We start from the raw sequence: 22,267 nt of genomic DNA, 5'->3' as shown, positions 1-22,267 counted from the left end.
TGGTAATATGGCGGGTTTAGGAATAATTTAAAGTTGGTTTTGTACTCGCAAAGGCTCTATTCAAAGCCGTTTCCACACTATTCTTTCTTCTAAACAAATTTATTATATATACTGCTCCAATGTCTCTAACCCTCGCTTCGTACACCAACTTCAAAAACCGACTCGTTTTTTATCGCTATTTTTGCACCCAATAGTTTTGGGTAGAACATCGGATATGGATACAAAGAATACGCCTTGCTGGAGCCCTTGTCCAGAGTGTATGGGGCAAGGCAAGAAAAGTCAAAGACTACGAAAAAAAGTGCGGTTGCAGTACCAGCAGTTGGTAGCGAACCTCACGGCTGCTGGTGCAGTTGCTTTGCCTGAAGCGCCCAAAGCGCCTTTGGTGTCTTGTTCCTTATGCGGTGGATCGGGTTTGCTTTCTTCAGAAAATTTTCCTGTAGTGGATCATGAAAACTATCCCCATATCGCCATTATTGGTGGTGGCATTGGGGGCGTGGCCTTGGCCGTCGCTTGTTTGCATCGCGGCATTCCGTTCACGCTTTTTGAACGCGACACCCACTTTGAGGCCCGTTCACAAGGCTATGGACTGACTTTGCAGCAAGCGAGCAAAGCCATAGAAGGTTTTGGGATTTTTTCTTTGACCGAAGGCGTGGTTTCTACACGGCATTTGGTCCACAAAACAGACGGAACCGTAGTAGGCGAGTGGGGGATGAGAAAATGGGTGCAGCCCACCGATAAAAAATATACCAAACGCTCTAATATTCATATTGCGCGACAAGCGTTGCGTTTGGCACTTGTGGAGCAACTCGGAGGCAGGGACAAAATGCAATGGGGACATCAATTGCTCGATTTTCAGGAGGAAGCTTCGGGTAAAATCCAGTTGCGGTTTCAAATAGGTGCGCAAATCAAAACAATTGCAACCGATTTGGTGGTAGGTGCCGATGGGATTCGAAGTGTCGTCCGTCAACAATTGATTGGAGAGGCGCATACCCCTTTGCGCTATTTGGGTTGTCTGGTGATTTTAGGAATTTGTCCTTTGAATGCCTTGCCAACTTTAGCATCAGAGTTGTTGGATTCGGCTACGGTTTTTCAGACGGCCAATGGTCACGAACGGATCTATATTATGCCTTTTACACAAGATTCGGTGATGTGGCAATTGAGTTTCCCGATGGAAGAATCCGAAGCCATAAAACTAAGTGCACAAGGCGCACAAGCCTTGAAGGAAGAAGCTTCTCGAAGAACGCAATGGCATGCTCCTATTCCGCAAATCGTCGATGCCACTGCGGCTGCTCAGGTTTCGGGTTATCCAGTATATGACCGAACTTTATTAACCACCGCTCAGTTTGAAAAGGCCGGAAATAGTACTTTGATTGGCGATGCCGCGCATCCTATGAGTCCGTTCAAAGGACAAGGAGCCAATCAAGCCCTGTTGGATGCTTTGGCATTGGCTCGAGCTATTACCAAAGGCTGTAAACCCTCGTCTCAATGGAGAACAGCAGGATTGCGACAAAGTGTTTTACTCCCATTTGAAGCGGAAATGATTGCCCGAAGTGCTATAAAAGTCAAAGACTCCGCCGCCGCCGCTGAATTTCTGCATTCGGATATCGTACTTTATGAATCGGATGAACCGCGTGGGCGAATACTCAAACGGAAAAAGCAGTAAGAGTTTGGCTTGCTTTCCGAGTCTACACACTTTATATTTTATGTTTTTTCGCTAAGTGACTAACCATTCAAACTAGAACGCCGATGCCACGAATGCCAAGGATGGTACTGATTTTCGCAGTTTTCAAATTAAGTTGTTGGCAGTATAAATTGTCGTTTTTAATTCCGATTTTACTTATACTATTTTGCTAGTAATTTACCAATCAATATTCCCGCTAAGGCGCAGTTTTCACAGCGCTTTGTTTGCGGCTTTGCGAGAAATTACTATAAAGTATGACACTATTTTATTCTAATTACTTCAATCTGTTTTTATCTGTTTAGATTCGCGTCATCAGTGTGCCATTTTCATAGTGTGTGCCACCTTTTAAGTTAGAATTAGAATTATAGCGGTATGAATAGTTAAATTATTTAAATAACATCCTAATTATTAGTAACTTAGAGGGTAAATTTAAATCTAGAAAAGATGAATAATGTAAAAACCTTGAATAAGTGGGCCAATGCGCACACTTATTTGCCTATAGATATTGTAAGGATGTCATTGGGTGTTTTTCTTTTTTTGAAAGGAGTGTATTTTCTTTCCAATATTCAGTATTTGGTGGATTTACTTTCGCCAATTGATCACATTGGAGGAGGAATGTTTTTGCTACATTATATAGCGCCAGCACATTTGGTTGGGGGAGTAATGATTTTCTTTGGCTTACTTACTCGTTGGGCAATTTTTGCTCAATTACCCATTTTACTGGGTGCTATAGTCATCAACTTTGCAGGGCAAATGCAGGAGCAAAATTTATTTTTAGCTTTGCTTACTTTGGTCGTTTGCATTGGTTTTCTTATTTATGGTAGTGGGAAACATTCTGCGGATTATTATTTTAAAATGCAGCAATAGTTGCTACTGTTTTCTATGAATCCTAACCTAAAAGAGAGGCATCACTGCCTCTCTTTTTGACTATTTAGTTCCAGTTATAGTTTGGCCAACGCACGGCTTTCTTTTCTCATAATTTTACCTGTAGCCGTGACTATAAATTTTGGTACAAAAACTATGTTTTTGGGTTTTTCATATTTGTCCAACACACCAAACACCGTTTCGTCTATCGTCATTGGTTCGCCTTCAACACACAAAACCACTTTTTCCCCTAAAACATCGTCTGCTTGTCCGTAAACAAAATAGCGTCTTGGGATGTGCGTTGATAGTTTTTCTTCAATTTTTTCTGGCATTAGTTTTATCCCACCGCTGTTGATAATGTTATCAAAACGGCCTAGCCAAATAAATTGTGTGTCGGAGACAATTTCTACAATATCGTTGGTGACTATGGGTTCTGGATTGATGTTTTTGGCATGAACGACTAAGCAATGGTTTTCATTTTCAGATACCGTAACATTGGTTAGTACAGTAAACGCTTTTTCGCCCACTCGTTTGGCCGCTATATGAGAAATAGTCTCGGTCATACCATAGGTTTCATAAATCTTGATCGGTAATTTTACTAATTTCTCTTCCAAGGATTTGTGAATTTTTACCCCTCCGATAATAATTTTTTTGATTTGGGTCAATTTTGACAAAGAATTCATTGCTTGCAAAGGCACCATAGCCGCAAAATCATATTTCTCATCATTGTATTCTAAGGGATGCGAACTAGGTTCTACAAAATCCAATTCCAAACCTAAAATAAAAGCACGTACAAACATCATTTTACCTGCAACATAATCAACCGGTAAGCAATGCAATACTTTGTTTCCTGGCTGCAAATCAAAGAAATCTCCTGTAGAAAGTGCTGAATTTACCATGGCTTCTTTCTCAACACGAATTAGTTTGGGGGCTCCCGTAGTTCCAGAGGTGTTCATTTCGATAAAGGACCTATTGTCAAACCAATCAATTAGAAAATCACCAAGTGCTTTTTGAAAATCGGCTCCTTCTTTAATAAAAGAATACGCCACCATACAAAGTTCATCACGATCTAAGTGTACTCCATTAAATTTAAAACGATTGTGTACATTTTTATAGGTTACTGTTTTCATAGTAGTAGTGTTTTATTTTGTGAATATATATCAAGCTATAGTGCCTGTAAGTTTTTCTTTCCAATTTTCCCAATGGAATTTCCTCCCAAATATAAGCAAAAGTATTGGGTATATTAGTATAACAGGAAGGATAACATCGATGCCAAGGTTAGGCTCAGCTGTATTTTTCAAAATGGAATTGGTTTGAAAAACCGTCCAATCCGAAGTTACTAATAAAGCTCCAATTAAATTATTAGCAGCATGAAAGCCTAAGGCAAGTTCCATTCCTTCATCCATTAAAGTGATTATTCCGAGAAAAAAGCCTGTACCTATATAGTAAATCATAATGCTATTTCCTATTTTGCTCACCTCGGGATTGAACCAATGCATTCCTCCAAATAGTAGCGAGGTCATCAGTAATGGGAACCACTTGTTGTGTGCTAAATTAGCAAAGCCCTGCATGAGATAGCCTCTAAAAACATACTCCTCGGTTGTGGTTTGAATCGGAATCATAATAGCGCCAATTGCTAGTAATATGAAAAAAGGAATCGGTTGAAAGGTGATTTCATAATCGCTTGGATTCATCCACCAATCTATCATAGTTGTTGCTATTCCTATAAAAGACCAAAGCATAAAGGAAAAAAACACTCGACTCCAATCTATTTTTGGCCGAGCGGTTGTTACGGATCGTAGGGTTTGTTTATGAATCGTTTTAATGACAAAAAAAACGACCGCTAAAGCAAAAACAAATGAGAGCAACATCAAAAACAAAGTCATATTAGGTTCAAAGAAGCGCATTATGGCATTGTTTGTCACTGGAAACGGTTTGTCTTCTGCGGTGGCTTTGAAAAATATAGCAGCCATCATAGGTAGTTGTCCCACCAAACTCGCAACAATAATTAATATAGATCCCAGTATGTATTTTAAAAAATGATTTTGTGGAGTTACTCCTTGTTCTAAAAACATAGTATTAACAATTTGTTTATGGATTTGTGATTTGGTTCTTATACATTTGCAGTCCTTAAAAGTACCTATTTATTTTGCACCATAAGTATAAAGAAAACTAAAAGATGTTACAAATTTTTCATAACAATCGCTGTGGTAAGTCTAGAAATTGCCTAGCATTACTAGAAGCTTCAGGAAAAGAATTCGAAATAGTATCCTATTTAATTACCCCACCCACCAAAGAAGCACTTCGAGTGGTGCTTCAAAAATTAAACCTTGCTCCAATTGATTTGATTCGTCAGAAAGAGAAAATTTGGATGGAACAGTACAAAGGACAAGACTTGACCGATGAAGCCTTACTGAATATCCTAGTAGTTCATCCCATACTCATAGAAAGACCCCTTTTAGTTTCTGATACAAAAGCAATTATAGCACGCGAGGAGTCAAAAATACTAGAGTTCTTAAAATAAGAACGTTTTTTTTTAACAAATATTTATCATTTGTCAATGAAACCTATTTTCTATTAGCGAGTCTTATGCTGGCAAACAAAAAAACCAAAATGAAAAACTTTACCCATTACATTACCCTTTTCTTACTATGCTTTAGCTTATTTAGCTACGCTCAACCCAACAAATCCAAACTAAAAGTTACCGGAAAAGTAATCGAAAAGAATTCTAAACAACCTCTCGAATACGCAACCATTACGCTAAAAAACACCTCAAATCCAAAAATTATTGCTGGAGGGGTAACCAATAACAAAGGTGAGTTTACCATTGATGTAGCATCTGGAACTTATGACATTGTTGTTGAATTTATTTCTTTTAAATCAAAAGAGATCAAACAGAAAAATATCACCGCTAACCTTTCATTAGGAACTATAGATTTGACGGAAGATGCTGCCCAATTGAATGAGGTGCTCGTTCGTGCCGAAAAAACTTCGGTAGAAATTAAATTGGATAAAAAAGTATACAATGTAGGTGCTGATTTAATGGTCAAAGGAGGTACCGTAAGTGATGTTTTGGATAATATTCCATCGGTTGCAGTAGATGCTCAAGGAAATGTGAGTTTGAGAGGTAACGAAAATGTACGAATTCTAATTGATGGAAGACCATCAAACGCAATTAATATCACCGAAGCACTTCGATTAATACCAGCTGATGCTATCGATAAAGTAGAAGTGGTAACGAATCCATCGGCTAGATATGATGCCGAAGGTGGAGGTGGACTTTTGAATATTATCTTAAAAAAGGGAAAAAATCAAGGTTTAAATGGAACCTTTATTGGTAATATTGGTTATCCTGACAATAACGGAGTAAGCGGAACATTAAATTATAAAACCAAAAAATACAATCTTTTTACCACGCAAGGATTCAGTAACCGAAACAATCCTGGTAGAGGTTTGAATAATTCAAAGTATTTTAATCCTGATGGATCTACGAGAAATTACGTTTATGAAACTAGAGAAAACGATCGGTTCAATAATGCTTATAATGGAACGTTGGGGATCGAATTGTTTTTGGACAAATCTACTTCTTGGAGCAATAGCATCAATTATAGAAAAAGTAATGGTAACAATAGGGATGATGTATTTCAAAACAATTATGATAAGGATTTTATATATACCTACACCCGTAACCGTTTGAATGATGAAAATAGTGACAGTGAAAATTTTGAATACGCTTCTAATTTTATCAAGAACTTTAAAAAAGAAGGCCATAAATTGAGCGTTGATGTTTCCATCTCAAGCAATAAAGATATCAATACGGCTTTGATTACGGATAGTGCTACCAACACATCACTTGTAACTACTGATGATACCAAAAACAATCAAGATCAAAAACGAAATTTGTTTGTAGTAGATTATGTATTGCCTCTTGGGAAAGGCCAACAATTTGAAGCAGGATACCGTGGTGATTTTACCAATTTGAACACCGACTATGCTGTAAATACTGCTGGAACTTCTGTTAGTACCTTTACAAATGAATTAGAATACAAAGAGAGAGTAAACGCGGTGTATTCGCAATATGGTCTTAAAGTGAATAAACTTTCTATGCTTTTTGGTTTGCGATATGAAGACTCCAATATTGATATTAATTTTCTTCAAACGAATGATTTCAATACAAAAAAGTATGGTAATTTATTTCCAAGTGCCTTTTTTACCTATGAATTATCAGACCAAAGTAGTGCTTCAGTAAGCTACAGTAAAAGAATTCAAAGACCAAGAGGCCGATTCTTGAATCCATTTAATGGTTTGTCTAGTAATATTAATATTTTTCTAGGAAATCCGGATTTGGATCCTGCTTTGACGGATGCGATTGATTTTGGGTATATTAAACGATGGGAAAAAGTAACCTTAAGTTCTTCCTTATACGTAAATAGAACTACTGATGCCTTTCAATTTGCAAGAAGAGAATCGGGAGATTTTGTTAACGGTGTTCCGGTAATTGTAGCTTCGCCCATAAACCTTGGTACTGAACTACGTAGTGGTTTTGAATTTACCTTAAATTATTCTCCTTACAAATGGTGGAAATTGAACAGTAACTTCAATTTATTTGCAGTGCAAACCCGTGGCGATTTTGAGTATATTAATTCGGCAGGTCAAAAAATAACTCAAAATTTTGATTTTGATGCTACTTCATGGAATGCTCGCCTTACCTCAAAAATTACTTTACCGGGTAAAATTGATTGGCAAACCAACATGAATTACAATGGCCCTCAAGACAATGCACAAGGACGACGTTTAGGCGTTTTTGCAATGAATTTAGCTTTTAGTAAAGATGTTTTAAAAGATAAAGGAACCGTTGCTTTTAACATCAGCGATGTTTTCAATAGCAGAAAAATGCTTTCAGAGACCACACTGCCTGCAGTTGAGTCCTATTCAGAAATGCAGTTCAGAGTAAGACAAGTAACGCTTTCTTTCACCTATCGCTTTAATAAAGCCAAAAATGAAAGAGAACGTCCTAAGAAAAACATGAACGAAGGCGAAATGGAATTCCAAGGATAAACAACTGAAAGACTCGTGAAAACGGGTCTTTTATTTGTTGTAATGCTATGGCAATGTAGGAGTGAACATTGTGATTGAAAATGTACCAGTCAAAAAGTTAAGTTGTTGGCAATAATAATAGTCGTATTTCATTCCGATTTCGACTTACACTATTTCGCTAGTAATTTACCAATCAATATTCTCGCTACTACACAAAGGTGCAGTATTCACAGAGCTTTCTTTGCGGCTTTGCGAGAAATTACTATAAAGTATAACACTATTTTATTCTAATTGCTTAGGATATCATAAACAGCACAAATTTGCCAATGGAAGATACAATTCGAGTCATTCAAATTTTGGATCACAAAAATTAGTGCGTTTTAGTGTCATTCTAACTAACACTTTTTTTAATCTTTGAAAATCAGCGAATCAGCGGTAAAAAAAATTAGCCAAGCTGCCCTCAAAGTTTTTCCACTTTCTTTAAATTCGTGGCGAAAAAATAAATGGTGTGTTTGCCCTATTGTCTCCTATTGCGTTTAGGTGGTTTTCATTGCTCTTTTTTTGATTTTTAGTTGAAATTACCTAGTTGAAATCTACTGTTTAAAAAAAAACAAAGAACCCCTAGAGTTGGCAGTCTCTAGGGGTTCTTTTTCTACAAGAAAAATAAAAAATAAGGAACGGATTCTAGGTTAAAACATACCTCCGCCTCCTTTATTCGTATTGTCGTCTCTTTGTTTGCGTTGTAAACTTTTGTTTTTTCCGCCTCCAAAACCGTAGGTCACACCCAGATAAACCGTTTGACTTTCCCAAGTGAATTCTCCTTTTTGAGGGAAAGGATAGGCTGCATCAAAAGCATAACGCATCGTGTTGAACATATCATTGAAACGCACACTAATGTTCATTTTGTTGTCTAGCAAAGTATAGCGCGCACCACTATCAATTTTGTACATTTCTTTGCTGTTGTTTTGCAATCCATCTACACTCCCTCTGTAGAATCCGAAAAGTAAGAAGCTTAAGCGCTTGTTGGCTTTGAAGTTAGAGTTCAATCGTCCGTTGAAAGCAGATACGGTCACATTTCTTTCCAAAGGTTTGCTGCTGTTGCTAGTTGGGTCGAATTGGAAAACCACACCTTGTTGTTTGATGCTCGAAAAATCAATAGCTGGTTGTATGTCCCACCATTTGGTAATTTTATAATTGGCAGACACTTCAAATCCAGAAGCCGTATTGTTATCGAAGTTGGTGTAGGTCAAAATCTGTCTTTGGCCACTCGGGTCATTTTCATCAGGGTATAAGATTCGGCTGATTTGGTCGTTGATGCTTCTCACGAACACCCCGGCGGTAATGCTTCCTTTTGTTAAAACTTTGGTGTAATTCACTTCAATCGAATTGGTGAATTGAGGCAATAATTCTGGATTTCCAAAAGAAGTAACCAATGGAGTTGCAAATTCACGAATAGGTTTGGTTTGCTCTAAACCTGGGCGATCCACACGACGGCTATAGCTGAATTGCAACGTATTTTTCTCATTCAAATTATACGTCAAATACGCAGAAGGATAAACAGTAATGTAATCGTCGTCAAAGGTGGTTTTTCCTCTGTTTAGGTTTGCAGCAACTTTATAACTTTCAAATCGAGCACCTATTTGGTAACTAATCTTTTTGAATTTTTGCCCAAAAGTGGCATAGGCAGAATAGATGTCAATATCGTAAGTATAATTCGATTGCTGATCGGCTGGAGCTACCAATGGATTTCCGGTGCTGTAGTTGTTCTCGGTTCTGGTAATTCTGGCTTCGGCACCTGCTTCAAGTGTTGATTTTTCGTCGATTGGATTAACGTAATCAATATTGAACGTACTCAGTTTTTGAGCATCTTGGATATTGTCTTTGAAAAAAACAGTGCTGTTGGAATTGTTAGTCGTAGTCGTTTCGGTATCAAAACTCGCTCTTTGGGTTTCTTTATAGTCGTTAAAGTTGGCTTCTACATCTAGTGTGTGGCCTTCTTTTTTGAAAATATGTTTGTATGCCAAGTTGTAAGTTCCGGTTTGATTAGGTCCTTCGTAAGTGGATTTTTGCAGAATTTTGTCAATTGAGCTGCCGTTATTATAATCAATATTGGTGTTTACATTTCCAGTTCCATCCGCTTTGTTTTGGGTGGTGTAAAATGACAAGGTGTTGTGGTCGTTGATCAAATAGTCCATTCCTACTTTGTATAAAAATGAATCGTTTTCATTCGAGATATCTAATCGTTGCACTAGGTCTTGGTCCAATCTCGCGATTTTTCCATCGTTGAAATAAGTACCAAAGTTGCGCCCTCCGTTGCCAAAGAAATTCACTTTGCCAACTTTGTAATTCATATCCAAAGATTGGTTGTATTTGGCAGTTTCACCAAAGGTAATTCCACCGCTAAAACTTCCGTTAAAACCCGTATTGGCATTTTTGTGCAAGATGATATTGATGATACCCGACATTCCTTCAGGATTGTATTTGGCACTCGGATTGGTGATCAATTCTATTTTTTTGATAGAAGTCGATGGAATTTGTTTTAGCAATTGCGCTGGGTCAATGTTTGTTGGTCTACCGTCAATTAAGACACGAACATTTTCATTGCCTCGCAACGATAGTTTTCCGTCTTGGTCCACATTTACAGAAGGAATATTGTTCATAATGTCTGAAGCCGAAGCACCTGCCGTGGTCAAATCTTTTCCGACAGTAATTACTTTTCGGTCGATTTTTTGTTCAATAGTAGAGCGTTCGCTTACGATGTTGACGCCTTTCAATTGTGTAGCTTCTTCTTCTAAACTAACTTTGAAAGTGGCTTCTTTTTTGTTTTCGCTTAAAATGGCTGAACCGATGTATTTTCTAAATCCGATGTATTGAATTTCGATAGTATAGTTTTTTAAAGCCAAATTCTTGATGGTGAATTCACCTTTGTCATCAGTATTTGCGCCAGAGATAACTTTTCCGTTGTCTTTGATAGAAACGATAGCGTAAGAAATGGGTTTGTTGGTGGATTTTTCAGAAATGGTTCCAGAGATCTTTCCGGAATTTTGAGCGTTTGCCATTCCGACTAAGCCTAGCAGTAGGAAGGTGATGATTTTGATTTTCATGATGGATTGATTTTGATTGATTTTGATTGATGATAGTTTTAGACGATAAAGTATGTCTTGTGTTACAAAAAAAATTAACAAATGTTTGAAACGACTACTATTAAGTTCTTTAGGATATTTGTATCTTCTTGATTTGTAATGCTGCACGTTCACTCAGCTCTTTTTTATTCAATAGAGTATTATTTGTAAAAAGAAATAGGAGCAATTGATTTTTCTTGGAACATAAAAAATAGAAAAACGATTCTTTAAAGAGATAATTTAAGGAAAAATCAAACATTTTCGTTAGACAAGCGGTTTTCTAATTGCTAAATAAGCAGTATCTTTGCGCACTTTTAAAATCATAGTCTACATGTCATTACAACAGATACTTACTCCGTCAATTCACAAAGCCGTTCAAACCTTGTTTGATATATCTCTTGATAAAGTTGAATTTCAAGCGACTCGAAAAGAATTCGAAGGTGATATTACCTTAGTTATTTTTCCTCTATTGAAAGTAATCAAAAGTAATCCGGTAGAGTTAGGAAACAAAATAGGAACTTATTTGGTAGAAAACGTAGCTGAAGTGGCTCGTTTTAACGTAGTATCTGGTTTTTTGAATATTGTCATTGCCGATGCCTACTATATGAATTTCTTCAACAGAATCAAAGACGACACCCGTTATGGTTTTGTAACGCCAAGTCCAGATGCGAAAGCGGTAATGGTAGAATATTCTTCTCCCAACACCAACAAACCTTTGCATTTAGGGCACGTTCGAAACAATCTTTTGGGGTATTCCGTTGCCGAAATTATCAAAGCTTCTGGTAAAAAAGTATACAAAACACAAATCATCAACGATAGAGGAATCCATATTTGCAAGTCGATGTTGGCTTGGCAAAAATTCGGAAACGGAGCCACTCCAGAAAGCACAGGCTTGAAAGGAGATAAATTGGTGGGAAATTATTATGTTGCCTTTGATAAAGCCTATAAAGAAGAAATCAACCAATTAATGGCTGAAGGTAAAACGGAAGAAGAAGCGAAAAAACAAGCGCCTATTCTTTTAGAAGCCCAAGAAATGCTGTTGAAATGGGAAGCAGGAGACGAAGAAGTCATCGCTCTTTGGAAGATGATGAACCAATGGGTGTATGACGGTTTTGCGACTACCTACAAAAATTTGGGCGTTGACTTTGATAGTTATTATTACGAAAGCAATACTTATTTGCTAGGAAAAGATGTCGTACAAGTAGGATTAGATAAAGGTATTTTCGAAAGAGATCCTGATGGTTCCGTTTGGATTGACTTGACCGATGAAGGTTTGGATCGTAAGATTGTTTTGCGTTCAGACGGGACAGCGGTTTATATGACACAAGACATTGGAACGGCAATACAGCGTGTCAAAGATATGCCAGATGTGGGTGGAATGGTGTACACCGTAGGAAACGAACAAGATTACCATTTCAAAGTATTGTTTTTGATATTGAAAAAACTAGGTTTTGACTGGGCTTCTAGCTTGTATCACCTTTCTTATGGCATGGTAGATTTGCCCTCAGGGAAAATGAAAAGTCGTGAAGGAACTGTTGTAGATGCCGATGACTTGATGCAAGAAATGACGGATACCGCTCAAAAAATTGCAGAGGATTTAGGGAAATTAGACGAGTATTCAACCGAAGAAAAAGCAGCTCTTTACAAAACGATTGGTTTAGGAGCTTTGAAATACTATATTCTAAAAGTGGATCCCAAAAAACGCATCTTGTTTAATCCCGAAGAATCGGTTGATTTTGCTGGAAATACAGGGCCTTTTATTCAATATACCTATGCCAGAATTCAGTCAATTATTCGTAAAGCAACTTTCGATTTTTCACAAAATAGTGCTGTAACAGTATTGAACGAAAAAGAAAAAGAACTCATCAAACAATTAGAACTGTTCCCAGAAGTGATTCAAAATGCAGCCCAAAATCATAGTCCTGCATTGATTGCAAATTTCACTTATGAGTTGGTACGTGAATATAATTCTTTCTATCAAGCGGTTTCAATTTTAGGTGAAACCCATCAAAATACGAAAATTTTCAGAGTGCAATTGTCCAAAAAAGTAGCCGATACGATTGCTTCGGCCTTTAGTTTATTGGGAATCAATGTGCCTGAGCGAATGTAGTGGTACACTTTTAATTCAATCAAAAAATAATCCCTGTGAGTTCACAAAAATCCTATTTTCTTGAGTCTTTTTTGATCATCCTCATGGCCAGTGTTTTCTTCTTAGGATTGAAGGAAGTATTGCCAAAAAAAATATTTGCAGCTGCCAAAGGACCTTCAAAAAACGTTTTGATAGATAGTATGTTGATTGATGCTTTTGAATCCGAATCGGAGGATGAGGTGACTTCTCAAAATGATACCCTACCGGATGAGACAATCACTTTTGAAGCATTTAATGGTGTTACTTTTCCTGAAGAAACACTGAATGAATTTAAAGGATATCAATATTTGATTCCCTTTTATGAGCGTTTGTTTCAATTAGAAAACCAACAAACAGGTAAGGTTCGTATCGCTTACTTTGGAGATTCGATGACCGATGGTGACATGATCGTTCAAGATGTTCGTGCCGCATTTCAAAATGATTTCGGAGGAAAAGGTGTGGGTTTTGTGTCTATAACTTCAGAATCTGCAGCTTCTCGTAGTTCTATTCAACATAGCTTTTCTGATAATTGGAAAATGCAATCCTATTTAAATGTAAAAAAGCCTATACGCCCATTTGGGGTCAACGGCCATGTGTTTTTTGCCAATAGTGATACGAATGCTAATTGGGTAAAATTTATAGCTGGACGCCATAAAAACACCTCCAGCTTAGATCGTCCAGTCTTGTTTTATGGTAGTTCTAATTCCAGTGCTGGGCAAGTTTTTTATACCATTGGCAGTGATACTATTCGAAAAAATTTGACGAGTAGTAATTTACTCAATACTTTAGTTTTAAAAGAAGGAAGCCTAAAAACGTTACAACTCAATTTTAAGAAAACCAATGCGATTCCTATTTATGGAGTAAATTTTGACGATGGCAAAGGGGTACATGTAGATAATTTTTCACAACGTGGCAACTCAGGTATACCGATTTCTAAATTTGACCCCGCTTTGATGCAAGCTTTTCAAAAAAAATTGAATTATGCTTTGATCGTATTGCACTACGGAACCAATGTGTTGAACTATGGCACCAAAGATTATGCTTGGTATGCTAGGAGTATGACCAAAACAGTCAACCGATTACGAGAAGGATTTCCAGGGGCTTCTATTTTAATAGTGTCTACTGCAGATAAAGCCACGAAGTATAAAACCGAAATGAAAACCGATTCGGCTGTAGTGCCATTAACCAAAGCACAACGTAATTATGCACTCAAAACACAGTCTGGTTTTATAAACTTATATACACTCATGGGAGGAGATGGATCAATGATCAAATGGGTAGAGCAAGAACCGGTACAAGCCAATAAGGATTATACACATTTTAACATGCGTGGCTCCAAAAAAGTGGCTGGAATTATATACAATCAAATTATGGTTGGTTACCAAGAGTATAAAAGATTACGTGCCAAAGCATTGCTTCCAAAAGCCGTTCCCATCAAAGACACCACAGTTACCCCCACAGTAGAAGTAAATACCGAAGATTCTAATGAAAACTAAACTTTTTCTTTTTTCTTTAGTGGTATTTTGTACACTATTTTATAGAACTGATTTTATTCTTTCTGTTATGACTTTACCTGATGATAGCACCTTAAAAGAGCCTGAGTTTTATCCAAGAGGGATTCAAAACACGGCTGAACTGACCACTTTTTTTAACAAATTGAAAGCGTTGCAAAGCACTAAACAAGGAAAAGTGAATGTGGTTCACATTGGAGATTCTCATATCCAAGGCGATGTTATGACTGCGGTTTGTCGTCAAAATCTTCAGAAAACTTTTGGGAATGGTGGTAGAGGATTGGTTTTTCCTTTTACTTTGGCACATACCAATGGTTCGCCCGATGTTCGTTTTGCTTCAAATGTAAAATGGAACAATCATAAAAATATTTTACCAATTAATGGGAGTGCAGTAGGAGTAAGTGGCATCGCATTGTCAACCAAATCCAGAAGTATGCGACTTTCTTTACTTGTAAAAAACAAAGATTATTTTTTTAATTCAATAAAAGTAATAACCCCAAACAATGTTCCACTTTTTGAAAGGGTTGGAGAGGTTGAGAAAAGTCAGGTGGTAAAAGTAGTGCCAAAGAAAATCTTCCATACTATTAAGAAAGGGGAGGCACTATCTACCATTGCCGAACGGTACAACGTGAGTGTATCCCAACTGAAGAAGGCGAATAAGCTCACAACTAACAAAATTACAGCGGGCAAATCACTAAAAATTCCAACGGCTCAAACACAAGATAAAACAGTTGTCCAAACAAAATACCATTCCATTCCGCTTGAGCAAAATGATGAGTTTCATTTTTATGAATCTGAAAAGGAGTTGGATCGTTTTGAATTATTACCCAATCAAGAGGCCGATGTTTTTACCCTCAATGGCGTGGTTTTAGAAAAGGCTACTCCTGGTCTTTTATATCATAATATAGGGGTTAACGGTGCTAAATTTTCGGATTATAATAAATATCCGATGTTTTTTGAACAGCTTAAAGCGTTACAACCTGATTTGGTCATCGTTTCTTTGGGAACCAATGAATCCTATGGTAAAATTTCTTCCTTGCACTATTTGAAAGAAGTACAAGCGTTTTTACTACATACTCGTAATCAATGTCCAAAAGCTGCTATTTTGATCATTACACCTCCGCCATCTTATTTACCGCACCACAAGCAAAATATTTTTGTCGATGAATATTCTTCTAGTTTGATTAATTATGCGCAGTTAGGACACTATGCCGTATGGGATATGTTTCAAGTATTCGGAGGGATGACAGGTGTCAAGGCCAATTATCAAAGTGGGTTAATGAATCCTGATCGGGTGCATTATACAACAGCAGGCTATCAATGGCAAGGAAAAATGCTGACCAAAGTCTTGTTGGACGCATATAAAGAATTTACTAAAAATTAGATTGTGATTACACTTACTGATATAACCAACTGGCTTACTACTACTTTCGGAAGCATAGACGCACAAAGAGTTAGCGAATGGATAACGTTTAATCCAAAGGAGCCAATATTATTTAATACTGCCTTTTTTCTTGGGTTGTTTTTGTTGTTTTATCCTATTTATATTGTTACAACAAAAGCCAAAACCAGAGTATATCGCCATATTTATGTATTTGCTTTCTCCTTGTTTTTTTATTACAAATCCAGTGGTATTTATTTTTGTTTATTATTATTTTCTGGTCTAGTCGATTATACCTTGGCCAAATTCTTGTATCAAGAAACCAAGGAAGGGTATCGAAAGTTTTTCTTAGTTGTAAGCATTATTTTCAATTTGTCTTTTTTAGGGTATTTTAAGTATTCCAATTTTTTAATTGACAATTACAATCAATTATTCGAGGGACAAATTCATTTTATAGATGTTATTTTACCGGTTGGGATCTCGTTCTACACCTTTCAATCCATGAGTTACATCATAGATATTTATAGACGAGAATTAGAACCAACAAAAAACTTACTGGATTATATGTTTTTTGTGTCTTTTTTTCCTCAATTGGTAGCCGGACCCATAGTTCGTGCCTCAGAGTTTATCCCACAAATTTATAGTAAGATCCATTTGACACGTAAGGATTTTGATTCTGCTGTTTTTTTGATCATGGGAGGATTGATAAAGAAAACGGTGATATCCGATTATATTTCACTCAATTTTGTGGATCGTGTTTTTGATTCGCCAAGGAGTTATACTGCATTCGAAAATTTAATGGCCTCATATGGTTATACCATCCAAATATATTGTGATTTTTCAGGGTATTCTGATATGGCTATTGGAATTGCTTTATTGATGGGTTTTCGTTTATCGGTCAATTTTAGAAACCCCTACCAGTCAGCTTCAATTACTGAGTTTTGGAGAAGATGGCATATTTCGTTGTCTACATGGTTAAGAGATTATCTGTATATTTCTGTAGGAGGAAACCGCAAGGGTAGTTTTGGAGGGTTCTTGTTTCCAGTCCTGTTTTTTGTAGGATTGATAGCTTGGGCAACTTGGTATTATCCGATAAGTGCCATTCCTTTGATAGTTTCGTTGAGCGCATTATTCGTGTTTTGCTTGACGTTTTTAGTAGCCAAAGACAAAAAACGAACCTTGTATACCAATGTGAATTTGATGACCACGATGCTTTTAGGTGGGTTTTGGCATGGAGCCAGTTTAAAATTTATTATTTGGGGTGCGTTACATGGTGTGGCTTTGGCAGTCAATAAAATGTTTTCTGATTTTTTTCCTTCACCCAAAGACGCTAAACCCACTTTTTGGAGCTTTATCATCAAAATTGTTTCAGTGCTATTCACTTTTCATTTTGTAGCATTTTGTTGGATATTTTTTAGAGCCAAAGATTTCACAGTCGCTTTAGATGTACTGAAATCAATTGCAAGTTTACGATTGAATTGGGAGCAGTGGAGTACGGTAATTGCAGGTTATCAAAATGTATTTCTAATGATTCTTATTGGTTATGTATTGCATTTTATCCCTAGTAAAACCACCTCGTCTTTGAAAAAATCGTATGACCATTTACCGGTACTTTTTAAATCATTAGTATTGGCATTCGTTTTTTGGTTGGTTGCTGCCATGGCTTCGAGTGAATTGGTACCTTTTATTTATTTTCAGTTTTAATTTTCCTAGTAACTAGAAAAACAATGCAGATTTCTAAGGGAGATTTTTTTATGAAAGCTCTCTGAAAGTACACTTCGTTCACTTTAATGTTATTTTTAGTTTAGAAGTTGAATCTCTTTGCAACATAACAGATACCCAATGGGATAAGCATAAAATACTACAAGGGCTTTATGCCCTTGTAGTTATAAGTGCTAAACAAAATAGTGATGACTAGCTTCAAAAGTTTTACTAGTTTACTCCACCACCTAAAGCTTTGTATAAATTGATAATGGCTTGGTGTTGCAGTTTTTTGGTAATGATAAGTTCGATTTTTGAGTCTAAAGCTGTCCTTTGTGCCAACAATACTTCTAAGTAAGTGGCTCTTCCGGATTTAAACAAATCATTGGCAATTTCGGTTGACTGTGTATACGAAGCAACCTCTTTGTTTTTTAGTTCATAAAGTTCTTTCAAGTTTTTTACATTGGACACTTCATTGGATACTTCGATATAACCGTTTAAAATTGTCTTTTGGTAATTGAGTAATGCTTCGGTTTGGTTTGCCTTGGTTGTATTAAATTGTGATTTAATAGCACTTCTATTTAAGAGAGTTGCTGTCATTCCTCCAAGAATAGTGTATGCTATAGACTGTGGAGATTGAAAAAGCAAACCAGTAGTAAAGGCTTGGAACCCCGCTGCTCCAGTGATGGTGAAGCTAGGATAAAACGCTGCTTTTGCCGCTTTTACATCACATTTAGTAGCAAGTAACGTAAGTTCTGCTTGTCTGATATCGGGTCTATTGGTTAGTAATTGCGAGGGAATACCTAAGTTAACAATACTGGGGTCTAAGGTGTTGAATTTAGTTTTGTCTCGAATTATAGTTTGCGGAAATTGACCACAGAGGAAGTTAAGTTTATTTTCTACTACTGTAATTTGTTGCAATATTTTAAACTCAAATCCTTTGGAATTGTTGACTTGTCCTTCAAATTGTTTTACGGCCAATTCATTGAGTATACCCGTTTGTTTTTTTACTCTAATGATGTCAAGTGCAGCTTGTTGCAGCGCAATGGTTTCCCTTACGATATCAAGTTCATTGTCTAAAGCAAGTAGGTCAAAGTAGGTCGTTGCAACTTCTGCAATTAATGCGGTTTGAATGGCATTTCTACCTTCTATAGAACTACTAAAGCGGGCAACTGCGGCTTTTTTATTAGAGCGAAGTTTCCCCCAAACATCCACTTCCCAGCTCGCATTGAAGCCCGCAAAGTAGTCCGGTAGGTTTTCTGGAACGACTCTTCCAGGTTGAATATCTGTACTGGCGTTTCCAGCGCCATCCATTGTAAATAATCCAAATTTGCGTTGTGCGGCAGACAATCCTGCACTTAAAACAGGAAGCTGTGCTCCTTTAGTGAATTGTACTCCTGCACGGGCAATTTCAATTTTTTGAATCGCAATCTGCAAATCATAATTGTTGTTGATGGCTGTGGTAATCAGTTTCTTTAGATTATCATCTTTGTAAAATAGCTCCCATTTTACCCTCGCACTGTTAAGCGTGTCTTTTGACTCCAAGTAGGTAGCGGGTAAAGGTGTAAGTTGTTGTTCCGCTACATTATTTGTTGACTTGCATCCAAATAGAACAAGGGTTATAATGAGGAAAAAAACGATTCTTTTGAATTGTAACATAATTGTTGAAGTTGATTCTTTAATGAATAAAATTTATTTTGCTTCTGTTTTTTTATAGGTCAAACTCGCAAAAATGTAGTAAAGTCCAGGAATAATTAGAATCCCGAAAATGGTACCAAACAACATTCCTCCGGCAGCTGCTGTACCAATAGTTCTATTCCCGATGGCACCAGCACCCGTAGCGAGCATAAGTGGGAGCAAACCTGCAATAAATGCAAACGAAGTCATTAGAATAGGACGCAAACGTGCTAAGGCTCCTTCTATGGCGGCTTGAAATGGAGTTAACCCTTCTTTTTGCTTGAGAATGGCAAACTCAATAATTAATACGGCATTCTTTCCTAGTAGTCCAATAAGCATTACCATCGCTACTTGAGCATAAATATTGTTTTCTAAACCCAAGGCAACCAAGAGGAAAAAGGCTCCAAATACTCCCGTTGGCAAAGATAAAATCACCGGCAGTGGTAAAAGAAAGCTTTCGTATTGTGCCGCTAACAAAAAATAAATAAATAGTAAACAAATAAGGAATATGTAAATAGCTTCATTTCCTGCATTGGCTTGTTCTCGCGAAGAACCACCCCAGTCAAAACCGTATCCCTTTGGAAGTTTTTCGCTAGCCACAGCTTTGACAGCAGCAATGGCTTGCCCACTACTGAAGCCCTCTTTTGGTTCACCGTTTAACATTGCTGCGGGATACATATTGTAACGAGTAATTTGTTCCGGGCCATATACTTTTTCAATGGATAAAAAGGAGGACATCGCAACCATTTCACCTTGAGAGTTCTTGGTATAAAGCTTTAAAATATCTTCGGGCTTTGTTCTGAATTCAGGAGAAGACTGCACCATAACTTTATACATTTGATTAAATCTGATAAAATTGGTGGCATATTCACTTCCTAAGTAGGTTTGTAGTGTATTCAGAATTTCGCTTATTACCACCCCTTTTTGCGCAGCTTTGGTATTGTCAATGTTTACAAGGAATTGAGGGAAGCTTGCATCAAAAGAGGAAAAGGTGTTTTTTATTGCTTCATTTTTGTTCAATTCTAATGCAAAATTTCGTGCTACTTCTTCTAGTTTTTTCAAATCACTTTTACCAGTTTTATCTAGAATTCGCAATTCAAATCCGCTTGAATTACCATATCCAGGAACAGGAGGAGGGGTAAAAAACTCAATTTTACCATCTTTGATGTTTTTAGTGTCTTGTTTTAGCTTTTGGATTATTTCTTGGTCTGTCGTTCCTTTTCTTTCTTTCCAGCTTTTTAAGCTAATTAAGTTCATCCCGAATGACGCACCAGTTCCGTCAGTAAGGAAATTGTAGCCTGCTAAGGTAGAAACAGAGGCAACACCCTCTATTTTTAAAGCAGCTTCTTGTATCGCATCTACTACTTTTTCAGAGCGTTCTAATGTGGCGCCTGAAGGAGTTGTGATACTTGCATAAATGGTTCCTTGGTCTTCATTTGGGATAAAACCCGTTGGCAAAAATTGTCCAATTCCAAAAGTTCCTATGCAAAATAGACCAAGCGCTAAAGCCGTTACCACACGTCTGTTTACAATGTATTCTAGTATTTTTCGATACTTTGCTGCTATGGTAGTATAGCGAGCGTTGAACGCATCAATAAAGCGATTGATAAGGGTGTTTTTGCGTTCTTGACCATGAGTGTTCTTTAGCATAAGAGCACACAAAGCGGGTGTCAATGTTAGTGCGATAACACCTGAAAGTACAATTGCGATGGCCATTGTCACAGAGAACTGTTTGAAAAATACCCCTGAAGGTCCTGGTAAAAAGGCTACTGGAATAAACACAGCAGACATTACCAAAGTAATCGCTATAATGGCTCCACCAATTTCTTTCATAGCACTTTCTGTAGCTTCTTTTGGATTGAGATGTTCTTCTTCCATTTTGGCGTGTACCGCTTCTACAACAACAATGGCATTGTCTACCACAATTCCAATGGCTAAAACCAATGCAAAAAGTGTGATAAGATTGATACTAAATCCAAAGAGTTGCATAAAGAAAAATGTACCTATTAGCGATACAGGAACTGCAATAGCAGGAATCAAAGTAGACCTAAAGTCTCCCAAGAAAATAAAAACGACTAAAGCAACCAATAGAAAAGCTTCTATCAGCGTATAAAGGACACCCTCAACAGAGGCGTTTAAGAAATTGGAAACATCATAACTATAAGTATATGATATTCCTGCGGGAAAAGAAGACTTTAACTCGTCCATTTTATTTTTGATGTTTTCAATTACATCACTTGCATTACTCCCGGGACGTTGTTTTAAAACAATTGCCGCAGATGGTTTTCCGTTTTCTTTGGATAAAACATCATAATCTAGTGAGCCAAATTCTATATCAGCAATGTCTTTCAAACGCAACAGTTCTCCTTGAAAATCACGCTTTATGATTACATTTTCATATTGTTCTTTGGTATTGTATTTTCCTGTATATTTTACTACATATTGTAGGGATTGTTCTATTTTTCCAGAGCTTTCGCCCACTTTTCCAGGGGCTGCTTCTATGTTTTGCTGCTTAAGATTTTGAATGACTTCTTCTGTCGAAATATTGTAAGCAGCCATTTTTACTGGGTTGAGCCAAACACGCATTGCATATTCTCGTTGCCCCATTATATCGGCATAACCCACTCCTTCAATTCGCTTTAGTTCTGGTATGATATTGATATCAGCAAAATTGAATAGGAATTTTTCATCAAGATTGGTGTCTGAACTTAATATGTTAAGATACAAAAGCATACTGTTTTGTACCTTTTCAACAATTACTCCAGACTTAATTACTTCTTCGGGCAATTCATCCAGAACAGAAGAAACTCTATTTTGCACGTTGACAGCGGCAATTTCTGGGTCTGTCCCTGCTTTAAAGATGATGTTGATGACACTGGTTCCGTCGTTTCCTGATACAGACGACATATAAGCCATTCCAGGTACACCATTCACAGCACGTTCCAAAGTAGTTACCACTGCTTTTACGCAGGCTTCAGCATTTGCTCCAGTATATTTAGTGGTAACCGTCACTTCTGGTGGAGCAATATCTGGGAATTGGGTCATGGGTAATTGCGTCAATGACAATACCCCTAAAAGAACAATAATTAAGGAGATAACTATTGATAATACAGGTCTATGTATAAATTTTGAGTACATTGTTTTGTTTTTTTAAAGTCCACAGAC

Annotated in this window: 13 protein-coding genes; 8 read left to right on the top strand and 5 right to left on the bottom strand. The window is 37.1% G+C overall.

Annotation, left to right across the window (positions count from 1 at the left end):
- Positions 1-214 precede the first annotated feature (214 nt).
- Together ACSVH5_RS09020 and ACSVH5_RS09015 are read left to right on the top strand one after the other, a co-directional pair.
- The gene (locus ACSVH5_RS09020; RefSeq protein WP_438061109.1) at positions 215-1,663 is read left to right on the top strand and encodes an FAD-dependent oxidoreductase; all 1,449 of its coding nucleotides are present in this window, start codon (positions 215-217) and stop codon (positions 1,661-1,663) included.
- A gap of 462 nt (positions 1,664-2,125) precedes the next feature.
- Positions 2,126-2,548 (top strand): DoxX family protein, encoded by a 423-nt coding sequence (locus ACSVH5_RS09015; protein WP_438061108.1) that lies wholly within the window; start codon positions 2,126-2,128, stop codon positions 2,546-2,548.
- A 74-nt stretch (positions 2,549-2,622) separates the two neighbouring features.
- Here the strand turns inward: ACSVH5_RS09015 and ACSVH5_RS09010 are convergent, their stop codons facing one another.
- Together ACSVH5_RS09010 and ACSVH5_RS09005 are read right to left on the bottom strand one after the other, a co-directional pair.
- Positions 2,623-3,675: an AMP-binding protein gene (locus ACSVH5_RS09010; RefSeq protein ID WP_438061107.1), complete on the bottom strand. Its 1,053-nt coding sequence runs from the start codon at positions 3,673-3,675 to the stop codon at positions 2,623-2,625.
- A 30-nt stretch (positions 3,676-3,705) separates the two neighbouring features.
- Complete coding sequence (locus ACSVH5_RS09005) at positions 3,706-4,620, bottom strand: CPBP family intramembrane glutamic endopeptidase (RefSeq protein ID WP_438061106.1); 915 nt, start codon at positions 4,618-4,620, stop codon at positions 3,706-3,708.
- Between the two features lie 104 nt (positions 4,621-4,724).
- Here ACSVH5_RS09005 and ACSVH5_RS09000 point away from each other — a divergent pair, with 104 nt between their 5' ends.
- Together ACSVH5_RS09000 and ACSVH5_RS08995 are read left to right on the top strand one after the other, a co-directional pair.
- Complete coding sequence (locus ACSVH5_RS09000; RefSeq protein ID WP_438061105.1) at positions 4,725-5,069, top strand: ArsC/Spx/MgsR family protein; 345 nt, start codon at positions 4,725-4,727, stop codon at positions 5,067-5,069.
- Positions 5,070-5,158: 89 nt separating this feature from the next.
- Complete coding sequence (locus ACSVH5_RS08995) at positions 5,159-7,603, top strand: TonB-dependent receptor domain-containing protein (RefSeq protein ID WP_438061104.1); 2,445 nt, start codon at positions 5,159-5,161, stop codon at positions 7,601-7,603.
- A gap of 668 nt (positions 7,604-8,271) precedes the next feature.
- Here the strand turns inward: ACSVH5_RS08995 and ACSVH5_RS08990 are convergent.
- Entirely contained in the window at positions 8,272-10,686 is a 2,415-nt protein-coding gene (locus tag ACSVH5_RS08990) for a TonB-dependent receptor domain-containing protein (RefSeq protein WP_438061103.1), read from the bottom strand.
- A 349-nt stretch (positions 10,687-11,035) separates the two neighbouring features.
- Between ACSVH5_RS08990 and argS the strand changes: the two genes are divergently transcribed.
- From argS to ACSVH5_RS08970, 4 genes are read left to right on the top strand one after another with little or no spacing between them, the layout of a single operon-like run.
- Positions 11,036-12,814 carry an arginine--tRNA ligase gene (argS, locus tag ACSVH5_RS08985; RefSeq protein ID WP_438061102.1) on the top strand — a complete coding sequence of 593 codons (1,779 nt, stop codon included), beginning with the start codon at positions 11,036-11,038 and terminating at the stop codon, positions 12,812-12,814.
- Positions 12,815-12,849: 35 nt separating this feature from the next.
- On the top strand, positions 12,850-14,328 hold the full coding sequence (locus ACSVH5_RS08980) for a hypothetical protein (protein WP_438061101.1): 1,479 nt from the start codon (positions 12,850-12,852) through the stop codon (positions 14,326-14,328).
- Positions 14,318-15,727 (top strand): GDSL-type esterase/lipase family protein, encoded by a 1,410-nt coding sequence (locus ACSVH5_RS08975; protein ID WP_438061100.1) that lies wholly within the window; start codon positions 14,318-14,320, stop codon positions 15,725-15,727. Before ACSVH5_RS08980 ends, ACSVH5_RS08975 begins: the two co-directional genes overlap by 11 nt.
- A 3-nt stretch (positions 15,728-15,730) precedes the next feature.
- Positions 15,731-17,428 carry an MBOAT family O-acyltransferase gene (locus tag ACSVH5_RS08970; RefSeq protein WP_438061099.1) on the top strand — a complete coding sequence of 566 codons (1,698 nt, stop codon included), beginning with the start codon at positions 15,731-15,733 and terminating at the stop codon, positions 17,426-17,428.
- Positions 17,429-17,656: 228 nt separating this feature from the next.
- Here the strand turns inward: ACSVH5_RS08970 and ACSVH5_RS08965 are convergent, their stop codons facing one another.
- Entirely contained in the window at positions 17,657-19,084 is a 1,428-nt protein-coding gene (locus tag ACSVH5_RS08965) for a TolC family protein (protein WP_438061098.1), read from the bottom strand.
- A gap of 33 nt (positions 19,085-19,117) precedes the next feature.
- On the bottom strand, positions 19,118-22,240 hold the full coding sequence (locus ACSVH5_RS08960; protein ID WP_438061097.1) for an efflux RND transporter permease subunit: 3,123 nt from the start codon (positions 22,238-22,240) through the stop codon (positions 19,118-19,120).
- Between the last annotated feature and the right edge of the window lie 27 nt (positions 22,241-22,267).

The sequence above is a fragment of the Flavobacterium sp. RSSA_27 genome (assembly GCF_051547125.1).
Lineage (GTDB): Bacteria > Bacteroidota > Bacteroidia > Flavobacteriales > Flavobacteriaceae > Flavobacterium.
The sequence above is the reverse complement of the archived record's forward strand: the minus strand, read 5'-3'. Positions and strand labels throughout refer to the sequence as shown.

Excerpts from the sequence above, each read along its gene's own strand:
- ACSVH5_RS09020 (WP_438061109.1), top strand. The coding sequence starts at position 215 with ATGGATACAAAGAATACGCCTTGCTGGAGCCCTTGTCCAGAGTGTATG.
- ACSVH5_RS09015 (WP_438061108.1), top strand. The coding sequence starts at position 2,126 with ATGAATAATGTAAAAACCTTGAATAAGTGGGCCAATGCGCACACTTAT.
- ACSVH5_RS09010 (WP_438061107.1), bottom strand. The coding sequence starts at position 3,675 with ATGAAAACAGTAACCTATAAAAATGTACACAATCGTTTTAAATTTAAT.
- ACSVH5_RS09005 (WP_438061106.1), bottom strand. The coding sequence starts at position 4,620 with ATGTTTTTAGAACAAGGAGTAACTCCACAAAATCATTTTTTAAAATAC.
- ACSVH5_RS09000 (WP_438061105.1), top strand. The coding sequence starts at position 4,725 with ATGTTACAAATTTTTCATAACAATCGCTGTGGTAAGTCTAGAAATTGC.
- ACSVH5_RS08995 (WP_438061104.1), top strand. The coding sequence starts at position 5,159 with ATGAAAAACTTTACCCATTACATTACCCTTTTCTTACTATGCTTTAGC.
- ACSVH5_RS08990 (WP_438061103.1), bottom strand. The coding sequence starts at position 10,686 with ATGAAAATCAAAATCATCACCTTCCTACTGCTAGGCTTAGTCGGAATG.
- argS (WP_438061102.1), top strand. The coding sequence starts at position 11,036 with ATGTCATTACAACAGATACTTACTCCGTCAATTCACAAAGCCGTTCAA.
- ACSVH5_RS08975 (WP_438061100.1), top strand. The coding sequence starts at position 14,318 with ATGAAAACTAAACTTTTTCTTTTTTCTTTAGTGGTATTTTGTACACTA.
- ACSVH5_RS08965 (WP_438061098.1), bottom strand. The coding sequence starts at position 19,084 with ATGTTACAATTCAAAAGAATCGTTTTTTTCCTCATTATAACCCTTGTT.
- ACSVH5_RS08960 (WP_438061097.1), bottom strand. The coding sequence starts at position 22,240 with ATGTACTCAAAATTTATACATAGACCTGTATTATCAATAGTTATCTCC.